General features: G+C 63.1%; 12 protein-coding genes. 7 read left to right on the forward strand and 5 right to left on the reverse strand.

Annotation, left to right across the window (positions count from 1 at the left end; all coding sequences use genetic code 11):
• Entirely contained in the window at nt 1-1,020 is a 1,020-nt protein-coding gene (locus Q362_RS0108510; protein WP_028318334.1) for an NAD-dependent epimerase, read from the forward strand.
• A 79-nt stretch (nt 1,021-1,099) separates the two neighbouring features.
• Here the strand turns inward: Q362_RS0108510 and dxs are convergent, their stop codons facing one another.
• From dxs to xseB, 3 genes are read right to left on the reverse strand one after another with little or no spacing between them, the layout of a single operon-like run.
• Complete coding sequence (gene dxs / locus Q362_RS0108515) at nt 1,100-3,004, reverse strand: 1-deoxy-D-xylulose-5-phosphate synthase (RefSeq protein WP_051553936.1); 1,905 nt, start codon at nt 3,002-3,004, stop codon at nt 1,100-1,102.
• Between the two features lie 9 nt (nt 3,005-3,013).
• Nucleotides 3,014-3,910: a polyprenyl synthetase family protein gene (locus Q362_RS0108520; protein WP_028318336.1), complete on the reverse strand. Its 897-nt coding sequence runs from the start codon at nt 3,908-3,910 to the stop codon at nt 3,014-3,016.
• On the reverse strand, nt 3,888-4,133 hold the full coding sequence (gene xseB, locus Q362_RS0108525; RefSeq protein WP_028318337.1) for an exodeoxyribonuclease VII small subunit: 246 nt from the start codon (nt 4,131-4,133) through the stop codon (nt 3,888-3,890). Before xseB ends, Q362_RS0108520 begins: the two co-directional genes overlap by 23 nt.
• A 112-nt stretch (nt 4,134-4,245) precedes the next feature.
• On the opposite strand from xseB, the gene xerA reads away from it, so the two are divergent.
• The 6 genes from xerA to Q362_RS0108555 all read left to right on the forward strand — a co-directional run bounded on the left by xerA (nt 4,246) and on the right by Q362_RS0108555 (nt 9,113).
• Nucleotides 4,246-5,160, forward strand: a complete 915-nt coding sequence (xerA, locus tag Q362_RS0108530) for a site-specific tyrosine recombinase/integron integrase (RefSeq protein ID WP_028318338.1) — start codon at nt 4,246-4,248, stop codon at nt 5,158-5,160.
• 104 nt (nt 5,161-5,264) lie between these two features.
• On the forward strand, nt 5,265-5,798 hold the full coding sequence (gene hslV / locus Q362_RS0108535; RefSeq protein WP_211248468.1) for an ATP-dependent protease subunit HslV: 534 nt from the start codon (nt 5,265-5,267) through the stop codon (nt 5,796-5,798).
• Nucleotides 5,795-7,195 carry an ATP-dependent protease ATPase subunit HslU gene (gene hslU / locus Q362_RS0108540; protein WP_028318340.1) on the forward strand — a complete coding sequence of 467 codons (1,401 nt, stop codon included), beginning with the start codon at nt 5,795-5,797 and terminating at the stop codon, nt 7,193-7,195. Before hslV ends, hslU begins: the two co-directional genes overlap by 4 nt.
• Nucleotides 7,196-7,213: 18 nt before the next feature.
• A complete protein-coding gene (locus tag Q362_RS0108545) occupies nt 7,214-7,720 on the forward strand; it encodes a zinc ribbon-containing (seleno)protein DG (RefSeq protein ID WP_028318341.1) in 507 nt (168 codons plus the stop codon).
• 111 nt (nt 7,721-7,831) lie between these two features.
• The gene (locus Q362_RS19850) at nt 7,832-8,650 is read left to right on the forward strand and encodes an SAM hydrolase/SAM-dependent halogenase family protein (RefSeq protein ID WP_035216137.1); all 819 of its coding nucleotides are present in this window, start codon (nt 7,832-7,834) and stop codon (nt 8,648-8,650) included.
• 175 nt (nt 8,651-8,825) lie between these two features.
• Entirely contained in the window at nt 8,826-9,113 is a 288-nt protein-coding gene (locus Q362_RS0108555; RefSeq protein ID WP_028318342.1) for an antibiotic biosynthesis monooxygenase family protein, read from the forward strand.
• Between the two features lie 106 nt (nt 9,114-9,219).
• On the opposite strand, the gene dnaE is transcribed toward Q362_RS0108555, so the two are convergent.
• Complete coding sequence (gene dnaE, locus Q362_RS0108560; RefSeq protein ID WP_028318343.1) at nt 9,220-12,753, reverse strand: DNA polymerase III subunit alpha; 3,534 nt, start codon at nt 12,751-12,753, stop codon at nt 9,220-9,222.
• A gap of 226 nt (nt 12,754-12,979) precedes the next feature.
• Nucleotides 12,980-13,291, reverse strand: a complete 312-nt coding sequence (locus Q362_RS23520) for a hypothetical protein (RefSeq protein WP_157469981.1) — start codon at nt 13,289-13,291, stop codon at nt 12,980-12,982.
• Nucleotides 13,292-13,647: the final 356 nt, after the last annotated feature.

Raw genomic sequence — 13,647 nt, forward strand, 5'->3', positions numbered from 1 at the left:
TTGGACAGGTTACAGAACATTCTGATCACCGGCGCGGCCGGGTTCATCGGCCATGCCCTGGCCCTGCGGCTGCTTGCCGAGGGCCGCGAGGTGGTCGGGCTCGACAATCTCAACGCCTACTACGATCCCCAGCTCAAACGGGATCGCCTGGCCCAACTGACGGCCCATGCCAACTACCGCCATGCCGGGTTCGACATGGCGGACCGGGAGCAGACCGCGGCCCTGTTCGCGGCGGAACGGTTCGACGCCGTGGTCAACCTGGCGGCCCAGGCCGGCGTCCGCTATTCCTTAATCAATCCCTCATCCTACGTCGACACCAACCTGGTCGGCTTTGCCAACATCCTCGAAGGCTGCCGCCATACCGGGGTCAGGCACCTGGTCTACGCCTCGTCGAGTTCGGTCTACGGGGCCAACACCAAAATGCCCTTCTCGGTGCACGACAACGTCGACCATCCGCTGTCGCTCTATGCGGCCTCGAAGAAGGCCAACGAACTGATGGCCCACACCTACAGTCACCTGTTCGGCATCCCGGCCACCGGGCTGCGCTTCTTCACCGTCTACGGACCGTGGGGTCGGCCGGACATGGCGCTGTTCCTGTTCACCAAGGCCATCCTCGAGGACCGGCCGATCGACGTGTTCAACAACGGCAACATGGAACGGGATTTCACCTATATCGACGACATCGTCGAGGGGGTGGTCCGGGTGATCGACCAGGTGGCCGAGCCGAATCCCCAGTGGCGGGGCGGCGCCCCCGACGCGGCCACCAGCTTTTGCCCCTGGCGGGTGTACAATATCGGCAACAACAGCAAACAGCCGCTGATGCGCTACATCGAGGTGCTGGAGGACTGCCTGGGCCGCACGGCGAAAAAGAATTTCCTGCCCATGCAGGACGGCGACGTACCGGCCACCTACGCCGATGTCGCCGATCTGGTGGCGGCGGTGGGCTTCAAGCCGGCCACTTCGATCGAGACCGGCATCAAAAACTTCGTTGACTGGTACCGGGACTATTACCGGGTGTGAACACGATCCGCCGGGAAACGGGCGGAAGGGGACGGGAAGGGCGGCACGCGCACAGCGTGGCCGCCCCTTGTTTTTTTGTTCAGCGCAAAAGCGTCTGCACGCTGCGGACGATGCCGTCGGCGTCGATGCCGGCCTTGGCCCAGAGCACGGCCTGGGGACCGTGTTCGATGAACTGGTCCGGGTAGCCGAGGATGGCGGTCGGCAGATGGAGGCCGCGTTTGTTCAGCAACTGGAGCACGCCGCTGCCGAATCCACCAGAGACGCAGTTGTCCTCGATGGTGACCACCCGGTCGGTCTGTGCCGCCCAAGTGGCGATGAGTTCGCTGTCCAGAGGGCGGATAAAACGGGGGTTGATCACGGCGGCGTCGATGCCCGCCTCTGCCAACCGTTCTGCCGCTGCCAGCGCGGGAGAGACCCGGTTGCCCACCGGCAGGAGGAGCACGTCGCGCCCTTCCCTGAGCACCTCGCCCGCGCCGATGTCCAGCAGGCGGAAGGAGGCGTCCAGGGGCACGCCTTCGCCGCTGCCCCTGGGATAGCGCACCACCACCGGGCCGTCGTGGTGCAGGGCGGTGAACAGCATCTGCTGGAGTTCGTTCTCGTCCTTGGGCGCCATCACCGTCAGGTTGGGGATGAAGCGGAGGAAGGCGAGGTCGAAGACGCCGTGATGGGTCGGCCCGTCGGCCCCGACCACGCCGCTGCGGTCCAGGGCGATGGTCACCGGCAGGTTGGGCAGGCAGACATCGTGGATCAGCTGGTCCAGGGCGCGCTGCATGAACGAGGAGTAGACGGCGAACACCGGCCGCAGCCCTTCGAGCGCCAGGCCCGCGGCAAAGGAGACCGCGTGCTGCTCGGCGATGCCGACATCGAAAAACCGGTCGGGAAACTCGGCGGCGAACGGCAGCATGCCGGTGCCGCCGGGCATGGCGGCGGTGATCGCCACCAGCCGCTGATCCTGCCGGGCCAGGCGGCAGAGGGTTTCGCCGAAGACCCTGGTGTAGGAGACCGGTGCGCCGGAATTTTTTTTGGGCGCGCCGGTGGCCACGTCGAAGGGGCCGATGCCGTGGTAGTCGCCGGGATGGGTTTCGGCCGGCACGTAGCCCTTGCCCTTGGTGGTGATCACATGGACCAGCACCGGGCCGTGGTTGTGGTCGCGTACGTTTTCCAGGGTGGCGATCAGATCGCCGAGCTCGTGGCCGGGGATCGGGCCGACATACTTGAACTTCAGGGCCTCGAACAGCATGCCGGGGGTGAAGAAGCCCTTGATGCTCTCCTCGCTTTTGCGCAACACGGTGAGAATGTTCTCGCCGACCGAGGAGAGCGCCAGCAGCCGCTCCTCGATATGGTCGCGCAGACGGCGGACCATCTTGCCGGTCATCTTGCGGCTGAGGAAGCTGGACAAGGCCCCGACATTTTTCGAGATCGACATCTCGTTGTCGTTGAGGACCACCACCAGGTCGCGGCCGAGATCGCCGGCATGGTTGAGTCCTTCGAAGGCCATGCCCGCGGTCATGGAGCCATCGCCGATAACGGCGACGATCTTGGCCCGCTCGCCCCGGATGGCCTTGGCCGCCGCCATGCCGAGGCCGTGCGACACCGAGGTGGAGCTGTGGCCGGTTTCGACGGTGTCGTATTCGCTCTCCGACCGTTTGGGAAAGCCGCTGATGCCCCGGTAGCGGCGCAGGGTATGGAACCGGTCCCGGCGGCCGGTGATGAGCTTGTGGGCATAGGCCTGATGGCCCACGTCCCAGATCAGGCGATCATGGGGGGTATCGAAGACATAGTGCAGGGCCAGGGTCAGCTCGACCACGCCCAGGCTGGGGGCCAGATGGCCGCCGGTCTCGGCCACGGTGGCGATGATGGTTTCCCGCAGCTCGCGGGCAAGCTGCTCCATCTGCGCCAGGCTGAGGCCGCGCAGATCTTGGGGCGAATCGATGGTGTCCAGCAGGGCGCCGGGCTGGTCGGTCAGGGCATCCACAATGAGCATGATGACGTTCTATTTCTTGCGGTCGACGATGTAGCGGGCCAGGGCGCGGAGCGGGTCGGCCCGGTGGTCGAAGCCGGCCAGGGCGGCGACCGCCTCCTGCACCGCTTCCCTGGCCATGGTCCGCGAGGTCTCCGTGCCGAACAGCGAGGGATAGGTGACCTTGTCGGATTTGACGTCGCTGCCCGCCGGTTTGCCCAGTTCGGCGGTGGTGGCTTCGACATCGAGGAGGTCGTCGACGATCTGGAAGGCCAGGCCGATGTGGTCGCCGTAGGTTGTCAGGGCCGCCTCCTGCTCCTCGCTGGCCCCGGCGACCATGGCGCCGCAGGCCACCGAGGTGGTGATCAGGGCACCGGTCTTGCTGCGGTGGATGCGGCGCAGTTCCTCGTAGCCCACCTGCTGGCCCTCGTAGATCATGTCCAGAGACTGGCCGCCGACCATGCCCAGGGGGCCGGCCGCGTGGGCAATGGTCCGGATGATGCGGATGCGCGCCGGATCGGCAATGGTGGCGGAAGCCGGGCCGCTGAGCAGGTCGAAGGCGAAGGTGAGGAGGCCATCGCCGGCGAGGATGGCCGCTGCCTCGCCGAAGACGGTGTGGTTGGTCGGCTTGCCCCGGCGGAGATCGTCGTCGTCCATGGCCGGCAGGTCGTCGTGGATCAGGGAATAGGTGTGGATGCATTCCAGGGCGCAGGCCACGGAAAGGGCGCGCTGCCGGGCCGGCTCGCCGTCGTCCACCGCCTCGGCGCCGGCCAGGCAGAGAACGGGCCGGATGCGCTTGCCGCCGGCGAAGAGGCTGTAGCGCATGGCCTTGATATGCTCGGCAAAGGCGCCGATGGGCTCCAGCATGAGCGCGGCCAGGCGGTCCTCGACCCGCCGGCGCTGGTCGTCAAGATAGGTTCGGATCTCCACCGTCTTCCTCTGCAAAGGGCACGCCGGTCAGCTCGCCATCCTTGTGCAGCAGCAGTTCGACCTGCGATTTCGCCTCGTCGAGCCTGCCGCTGCAGAATTGGACCAGCGCCATGCCTTCGTTGAATTTTTCCAGGCTCTTTTCCAGGCTGAGTTCCCCGGATTCGAGCTCTGCGGTGATCTGCTCCAGCCTGGCCAGCGCTTGTTCGAAGGTCTTTTTCGCCATACAAGGGCTCCGCCCGTCCGGGCTGCACACGATTTTATTTGCCCATTGGCTCGGGCAAAGGTAATCGTCTATAATAGACATTCTCCATTTTGGTTTCAATATCTCTTTGCCCATGACCGCCCAGATCGAACGATTCGTGACCTGGCTGCTGGTGGAAAAGGGCTACTCGCCCCATACCGCCGACAGCTACCGCCGGGATATCGTGGAGTTTTCCCGTTTTTGCGGGGAGGAGCCCGATCCGGCCGCCATCACCGCCGACCGGGTGCAGGACTTCGTCGGCTCGCTCTACGCGGTGAACGCCAGCGCCTCGGTGGCGCGCAAGCTCTCGGCCCTGCGCACCTTCTTCCGCTTTCTCCGGCGGGAAAAGATCATCGCCGCGGACCCGGTTGCCGGCGTCGCCGGTCCCAAACTCGGTCATCACATCCCCTCCTTTCTGACGGTGGACGAGGTGTTCGCCCTGCTGGAAGCACCGGTGGCGGCCACCGACCGGTTCTGGCGGCGCGACCGGGCCATATTGGAGCTGCTCTATGCCACCGGCATGCGGGTTTCCGAACTGGCGGGCTGCAATCTGGACGACATCGATCTCGCGGCCGAGATGGTCCGGGTGCGGGGCAAGGGCAACAAGGAGCGGCTGATTCCCTTCGGCCGGGCGGCCACAGAAGCCCTGGAACGCTACCGGCCCGAGCGGGACAGCCTGATGGCGGCGCGCATCCAGCGGGGCAGGCCGCCCGAGCGCGAGGCCCTTTTCTTGAACGGCCAGGGAGGCCGGCTGAGCGCGCGCAGCGTCGAGCGTTCCATTCAGCTCTACGGCCTGCGGGCCGGCATCGGCGTGGAGGTGACGCCGCATGCCCTGCGCCACTCCTTCGCCACCCACCTGCTGGAGATGGGGGCCGATCTGCGCACGGTCCAGGAACTGCTGGGGCACGTCAGCCTGTCGACCACCCAGAAGTACACCCACCTCAACATCGACCACCTGGCCAAGGTCTACGATGAGGCCCATCCCCAGGCCAGGGGACGGTCCCGATAAATGGCGGCCGGGGTTGACTCCGCCCGGCATCGTGGTTACAGATCAAGCCCATATTTCCTTCAATAACGCACCAGAATCGCACAGGTATGCAGCGAACTACAGCCATGCAGAAGATACGCTCCACCACCATCATCGCCATCCGCCACAAGGGTCGGGTGGTGGTCGCCGGCGACGGCCAGGTCTCATTCGGCGCCACCGTCATCAAGCATCAGGCCCGCAAGGTCAGGCGGCTCTACCACGACCAGGTGATCACCGGATTCGCCGGCGCCACAGCCGACGCCTTCACCCTCTACGACCGGCTGGAGCAGAAGCTCGAACAGTACAACGGCAACCTCATGCGGTCCGCGGTCGAGCTGGCCAAGGACTGGCGCATGGACAAGATGCTCAGACGACTGGAGGCCATGCTCGTCGCCGTGGACGCCACCCATTCCCTGCTGCTGTCCGGCACCGGCGACGTCATCGAGGCCGACGACGGCATCCTGGCCATCGGTTCCGGCGGACCTTATGCCCAGGCGGCGGCCAAGGCCCTGGTGGCCCATTCCGACCTCGACGCCGAGGCCATCGCCCGCGCCGCCCTGGAAATCGCCGGTTCGATCTGCGTCTACACCAACACCCACATCGTTGTCGAAACAATATGAAAGGCATCAATTCCCTGACGCCGCGGGAGACAGTGGCCGAGCTCGACCGCTACATCATCGGCCAGGCCGAGGCCAAACGCTCGGTGGCCATCGCCCTGCGCAACCGCTGGCGACGGCAGCAGGTCGCACCGCCTCTGCGCGAGGAGATCGCCCCGAAGAACATCATCATGATCGGGCCGACCGGCGTGGGCAAAACCGAAATCGCAAGGCGCCTCGCCCATCTCGCCCAGAGCCCGTTTCTCAAGATCGAGGCCTCCAAGTTCACCGAGGTCGGCTATGTCGGCCGCGATGTCGAATCCATGATTCGCGACCTCACCCAGTTGGCGGTCAACATGGTGACCAGGGAGGCGGAGGAGGGCGTGCAGGAGAAGGCGGCGGCCATGGCCGAGGAACGGCTGCTCGATCTGCTCCTGCCCCGTCCCGCCGGGCACGGTACCGCTACGTCGGCCAACGTGATTTCCCTGGGGTATGACGGTAGCGATGGCGGCCGGCAGGAGGAGAGCCGCGCCCAGACCACCAGGGAGCGGTTTCGCGAGATGCTGCGTCGGGGCGAACTGGACGACCGGGTGGTGGAGTTGGCGGTGGCCGCGACCGGCGGCACGCCGGTGGTCGAGGTGTTTTCCGCCTCGGTCATGGAGGACATGCAGAACTCCCTCCAGGAGGCCTTTTCCAAATTCTTCCCGAAAAAGAAGCAGCCCAAGAAGATGAAGGTGCCCGAGGCCCTGGAATTTTTGAAAAAGGAAGAGGCCGAACGGCTGGTGGACACCGAATCCATCGCCGAGAAGGCCATCCGTCGCACCGAGCAGTCGGGCATCATCTTCCTGGACGAAATCGACAAGATCGCCTCGCGGGGCGGCACCGGTTCAGGCTCGCCCGAGGTGTCGCGCGAGGGGGTGCAGCGGGACCTGCTGCCCATCGTCGAGGGCACCACGGTGTCCACCAAGTACGGCCCGGTCAAGACCGACCATATTCTGTTCATCGCCAGCGGCGCCTTCCACGTCTGCAAGCCGTCGGACCTGGTGCCCGAACTCCAGGGCCGCTTCCCCATCCGGGTCAATCTCCACGCCCTGGGCGAAGAGGAATTCTTCCGCATCCTGACCGAACCGAAAAACGCCCTGATCAAGCAGTACATGGCGCTGCTGGCCACGGAAGACATCCGGCTGGTTTTCGAGGATGCCGCCATCCGGGAGATGGCGCGGATTGCCGTGCAGGTCAACCAGAAAACCGAGGATATCGGTGCCCGCCGTCTGCACACCATCATCGAGCGGGTGCTCGACGAAATCTCCTTCGACGCCTCGGACCGGGAAGACCTGGCCTTCACGGTCACCGCCGATTATGTCCGCCGCCGGTTGGCCGACATCTTGGAAAACGAGGATCTAAGCCGGTATATCCTCTAACATCCATCAGTCCGGACCATGGACATCGATCCCGAATGCAACTATTGCCCGCAGTGCAAGGGCGAATACCGCGCCGAGATCCAAAGTTGCGCGGACTGCGGCCTTGCCCTGGTCAGCGGCGTACTCCTGCTTGCCCGGCAAGAGGAGCGGGTGTCCCGACCCGATGAGATTGATCCCGCAGAACCGGTGGTGGTCGTCCGCAAGGGACCGATTCTGCAGATGAAGGCCTTGCAGGCAACTCTCCGCGCCCAGGGACTGCCGTCGGTTGTGGCCAGGGAGGCCGGAGGCGCCTGCGGCTGTCGCGGCCCCGAAGTCCTGCTCCAGGTGCGGGAGGAGGATCTGGCTGAAGTGATGGCCGCCCTGGAGCGGGAATACCGGCAGAGCACGGGGCTGGCAGACCACGATACCCGCTTTGCCGGCGCGGTCTGCGATGGCGGGGAGGCCGAGGCGGTCTGTCCGGCCTGCGGCTGCCGGTTTCCTCCCGGCTCGAGCGAATGCCCGGACTGCGGTCTCTGCTTTGCCTGAAAGTCAGGCTCCATCTGCTCCGGGACCCGCGCCGGCCGGCGTTGACGGCATCGGGAGCGGTGCCCGCCAATAATCCCAACGCGCTTCCCCGCCAGCTTCCGGAGAGCAGCCATGGGCAACGAACCGACCATCATCACCCTGACCACCGATTTCGGCCTCCAGGACCCCTACGTCGGCCAACTCAAGGGGGCCGTGCTCAAGGGCTGTCCGACGGCCACCATCGTTGATCTCACCCACGCCATCCCCGCCTGGGACGTGGTGACCGCCGCGGTCACCATCCGGACCAGCTACCGGTTTTTTCCGTCCGGCACTATCCACGTGATCGTGGTCGATCCCGGCGTGGGCAGCGAGCGCGCCATCCTGGCCGCGGCCGGCGACGGCCATTTTTTCGTCGCTCCGGACAACGGCTGTCTGTCGCTGCTGGTCGCCGACCGGTGCATCGACTCGGTCCATCGGCTGGAGCAGCCCGCCTTTCTCGCCCCCACCATCAGCCCCACCTTTCATGGCCGCGACATCATGGCCCCGGTGGCGGCCGCCCTGGCCCGAACCGGCGACCTCAGCCAGTTCGGCCCGGCCGTGGCCCCGGAAACCATCCGGATGGCGATCGTCCCCTCGGCGGTCCATACCGCCGCCGACCGCTTGCAGGGGCAGATACGGCGCGTCGATCATTTCGGCAATCTCCACACCACCATCCGCGCCGGTTCCGGTTGGTGGAATCCGGCCCTGTTCAACTTCGTCGAGATCGGCAGCCAGCGCATCAGCCAATTGGTGCGCTCCTACCACGAAGCGGAACCGGGCACCCTGCTGGTGCTCGTCGACAGTACCGGTTACCTGGAGATCGCCGCCAATCAGGCCAGTGCCGCCGCCCTGGCCGGTTGCCGGCCCGGCGATCCGGTGACCGTCCATCTCCTCCGCAAGGAGACGGTCTGAGGACTGCAGCGCGGGCGCGCCGCCACGGGTCCCGAATAGGCGGCGGCAGAATTATTTCAAGCAATGCCCGCACATTCTTTTGCGTCCCCGGTCGGATGTGTTTATATAGGAAATAAAAGCTGTTGCTGTCTGGTTGTTCTGTACGTCTCATTCACCCACACGAGAGGAGGAACACATGGCTGTCAAGGTTTTGATCAAACGAAAGGTCGCGGACAAGCAGGCTCCCGAACTCGAAGCCCTCCTTCGGAAGATGAGGGCACTGACCCTCAACCAGAAGGGCTACATTTCGGGGGAAACGTTCACCCGGCTCGATGAACCGGGGGTGAGCATGGTCATCAGCACCTGGCAGTCCCTCGACGACTGGCGGGCCTGGACACTCAGCAAGGAGCGGATCGAGGTGCAGGAGCGGATCGATAAACTGCTCGGGGCGCCGACCCAGTACGAGGTGTTCGAAAATATCTGAAGAAACGGGCGGCTGACCGGCCACAAGGCCGGTGCCGTTCACGGGATGCGCAAGGCGGCCGTTCGCAGGGACGGGCCGCCTTTTTTTATGCCGGGAGTGTGGAGCGTCAATGGCCGTTGCGGCCGTTACCGTTGCGCCCGTTGCCATTGCCGTTGCGGCGCGGCTGTATCTCGGGCTTGCGCATCTGCACCGCCAGCGAACGTGGGCCGCAGAGCCTGGTGATCTGGTGGAAGAGATCGGTCGACGGCCGGATGGCCATGTCTTTCAGCACCTGGATGTCGACCTCGCCCCGCTGGTCGAAATGGAGGGTGAGCAGGATCGGCGTGGCGCCGTGGTGCTGGTAGAGCAGCTCCTTCAGGTCCGTCATGTGCTGGCGTGAGGTCGAGGCGGCCTGCAGGGTGATCACCGCCCGTTCGGTGTACTGCTCCATGGTCTCGGCCAGGCCGGCGACCTCCTGGGCGATGATCTTGGCCCCCCGTTCCCCCTGCTGCACCGTGCCGAGCACGATCAGCGGCCGGTCGCTGGTCAGCAGGTGGGAGCACTCGGCAAAGGTGGAGGGAAACACGATCACCTCGATGCTGGAACTCATGTCCTCGAGCACGGTGAAGGCCATGCGCTCGCCTTTTTTCGATTTGTGCTCCTTGTATGCGGCCATCAGGCCGCCGATCCGCACCACCTGGCCCTCGCGCAGCTTTTCGGCCCCGGCGATGTCGGTGTCGACCACCCGGCGCAGATCGTCCAGCACGCCCTCCAGGGGATGACCGGTGAGGAAAAAGCCCACGGTTTCCTTTTCATAGCCCAGCCGTTCCAGATTGGGCCAGTCCTCGACCTCCGGCAGATCGACCTCGATGCTGCCGTTCTGCACAGCCTCCGGCTGGCCGATGGCGAACAGATTCATCTGGCCGCTCAACCGGTCGCGTTGCGCCGCCTTGGCCCGTTCGAGGCACTGGTCCAGGGCCTCCAGGTACTGCTTCCGGTTGGAATTGAGCGAATCGAAGGCCCCGGCCTTGATCAGGCTCTCGATCACCTTGCGGTTGACCTTGGAGGAATCGACCCGGCTGCAGAAGTCGGCCAGCGAGCGGTACTGGCCGCCGGCCTCGCGTTCGGCCAGAATCGATTCCAGGGCCGCGCCGCCGACATTCTTCACCGCCGCCAGGCCGAAGCGGATCCGGTCGTTGATGACCGTGAAGTCGTTGACCGACTCATTGATGTCCGGCGGCAGCACTTCAATTTTTTCCTGGCGGCACTCGTTGATGTACTTGACCACCTTGTCGGTGTTCTCCACGTCGCAGGAGAGCAGGGCCGCCAGGAACTGGGCCGGGTAGTGGGCCTTGAGGTAGGCGGTCTGGTAGGCGACCAGGGCGTAGGCCGCCGAGTGCGATTTGTTGAAGCCGTAGCCGGCGAATTTGGCCATCAAATCAAAAATGTACTTGGCCTTTTCCTCCGGGATATTGTTCGCCTTGGCCCCGGCCATGAACTTGCCCCGCTCCTTTTCCATGACCTCCGGGATCTTCTTGCCCATGGCCCGGCGGAGGATGTCGGCGTCGCCCAGGCTGTAGCCGGCCAGGATATTGGAGATCTTCATGACCTGCTCCTGGTAGACGATGACGCCGTAGGTCTCCTGGAGCACCGACTTGATCTGGGGCAGGGGGTAGTCGGCGGGCTTGCGGCCGTGCTTGGTTTCGACGAAGGTGTCGACCATGCCCGAGTCGAGCGGCCCCGGCCGGTACAGGGCCACCAGCGCGATCAGGTCGGAAAACTGCTCGGGCTGCATCTTGATCAGCAGTTCGCGCATGCCGTCGCTTTCCAGTTGGAAGACCCCCAGGCTGTCGCCCCGGCAGAGCAGGGCGTAGGTCTTGGGATCGTTCATCGGGATCTTGCGCAGGTCGACCTCGGTGCCGAGGTCGTTGGCGATCAGCTTGAGCGCCCGGTCGATCACGGTCAGGGTCTTCAGGCCGAGGAAGTCGAACTTGATCAGCCCGGTCTTCTCGGTGTACTTCATGTCGTACTGGGTCAGGATTTCCTTGTTCGGACCGATGCACACCGGCAGGTATTCGACCATCGGCTTGGGCGAGATGACCACGCCGGCGGCATGGGTCGACTTGTGCCGGGCCAGCCCTTCCAGGCTCTGGGAGATGGTCAGCAGTTCGCGGACCTCGTTCTCCTTCATCGCCTCGCGTAGCCGGGGCTCCTTTTCGATGGCCTTCTTGAGGGTGATTTTCAACTCCTCCGGCACCAGCTTGGCGATGCGGTCCACCACCGGCAGGGGGATGTCGAGCACCCGGCCGACGTCGCGCAGCACGGCCCGTGCCTTCATCGAACCGTAGGCCACAATCTGGGCCACGTGCTCGTCGCCGCCGTAGCGCTGGCGGACATAGTCGATGACCTCGTCGCGCCGGTCCTTGCAGAAGTCGACGTCGAAGTCGGGCATGGACACCCGTTCGACGTTGAGGAAACGCTCGAACAGCAGGCCGTAGGGAATGGGATCGATGTCGGTGATCGACATGCAGTAGGCGGCCAGGCTGCCGGCACCGGAGCCGCGGCCGGGCCCCACCGGAATCTTTTGCTTCTTCGCCCAGTTGATGAAGTCGGCCACGATTAGGAAGTAGCCGGAGAAACCCATTTTCTGGATGACCTCGACTTCGAGGGTCAGCCGGTCTCGGTAGTTTTTTTCGGTTTCGGCGCTGACCGTCTCCAACTCGCGCATCTGCGCGAGCCGCTGTTTGAAGCCGTCCCAGCAGGCCTGGGCAAAGACCGAATCCAGGGTTTCGTCTTCCCGCACCGGAAAGATGGGGAAATGGTGGTCCTTGAATGTGAGGTTCAGATTGCAGCGTTCGGCCACTTCCAGGGTGTTGCTCAGGGACTGCGGGCAGTAGCCGAACTGGGCCGCCATCTCGTCGCCGGATTTGAAGTACAGCTGGTTGGTGTTGAAGCGGAACCGGTTGGGATCGCCTATGGTCTTGCCGGTCTGGATGCAGAGCAGCACCTCGTGGGCGTAGGATTCCTCCTTGGTGAGGTAGTGGCAGTCGTTGGTGGCGACCAGCTTGATTCCCAGTTCGTCGGCCAGGGCCATCAGCCCCTGATTGGCGACGGTCTGTTCGGGGATGCCGTTCTCCTGGATTTCGAGATAGAGGCGGTCGCCGAACACCTTCTGCATCTCCAGGGTGCGGGCTCGGGCGCCGGCCGGGTCGTTGTGGGCCAGCCGCCAGGGGATCTCGCCCTTGAGGCAGGCGGTGAGCACGATCAGCCCCTCGTGGTGCTGATAGAGGGTTTGCCGGTCGATGCGGGGCCGGTAATAGAATCCCTGGGTCTGGGCCAGGGAGGCCAGCTTCATCAGGTTGTGGTAGCCGGTCTCGTCCATGGCCAGGGCCACGAGGTGGAAATTGTGGCCGCCGCTCCGGTCGTGGAGGTGCATGCCGTTTTCCGCCAGGTAGAACTCGCAGCCGACCAGCGGCTTGATCCCGGCTTTCTTGGCCTTTTCGTAGAACTCCAGCGCGCCGTACATGGCGCCGTGGTCGGTGACCGCCACCGCGTCCATGCCGAAATTCTGCGCGGTTTCGACCAGGTCGGAGACGCGGATGGCGCCGTCGAGCATGGAGTACTGGGTGTGCACGTGGAGATGGATGAAGGGTGTGGACATATGAGGTCGGTAATTTAGGTGGTTAGGTAGTTGGTCTGCAACGTGTTCGGTTGTTTGACTGTATTCGGACCGTATAGAGGTAGTAATGAACGTTATTTGCTTTTCATCCTAATTCTTCAGCATAATTATCGAGTCAAGGAAACCTGGAGTAATGTCAGATTTTAACGTGCAGCTCGCCGGCGAGCTTTAGCGGCCCAGTGAAACTATTTAATATGAAAAATTTTATTTAATCAATGCTTTCAGTGTGATCTGCTTCTATTTTTTTTAAAAAATATCTTGGTGATAGAAAATGATCATTGTCTTTTAAATTGTAGTAATTTATTTTAAATTCTTTTCCATCTTTCGAGCAACTTAATGACTCGTTGAAAATCATGTTGTGTAATTGTGGCTTGGATAGAACATATCCTGATTGCTTTGTTTCTAGACCTACAAAATAGTAAGTGCCATTATTTTCTGTAAGAATGTTGAACAACTCAAAAAATTGCTTACCAAAACCGAAGAATGGTTGTTTTTTGTTTCTGCTGATTTTGATTATCAAGAAAATACCATTTTTTAGTGAGAAATAATTTCTTCTTTTTATGAGGCTGCTGAATGCGGTCCTGAATCAGTGACAGCCATGGCCGGATTTTCCTTTCATGGTTCTGTTAAGTCGTTTTTCAGGGAGTGACTTCTCCCCAAGTTGGCATACCCCGCACGCTACGGCGACATTGGCGTCTTGTTCCTTGAAAATTTCAGTAAATTTGCGATCAATGAGCGCACTTCTCCCCTGATTGCATCGATTGGGGTGTGCGCCTACGCTTAATGCGCGGACAGCAATCGGTTATACACCGCCGCGAAGGCCGGAAAAGCCGGGCAGTGACGGCTGAACCGCAGCCTGAAACGTCTGCCGGTGCT

Source organism: Desulfobulbus elongatus DSM 2908 (genome assembly GCF_000621145.1).
Taxonomy (GTDB): Bacteria; Desulfobacterota; Desulfobulbia; order Desulfobulbales; family Desulfobulbaceae; genus Desulfobulbus; species Desulfobulbus elongatus.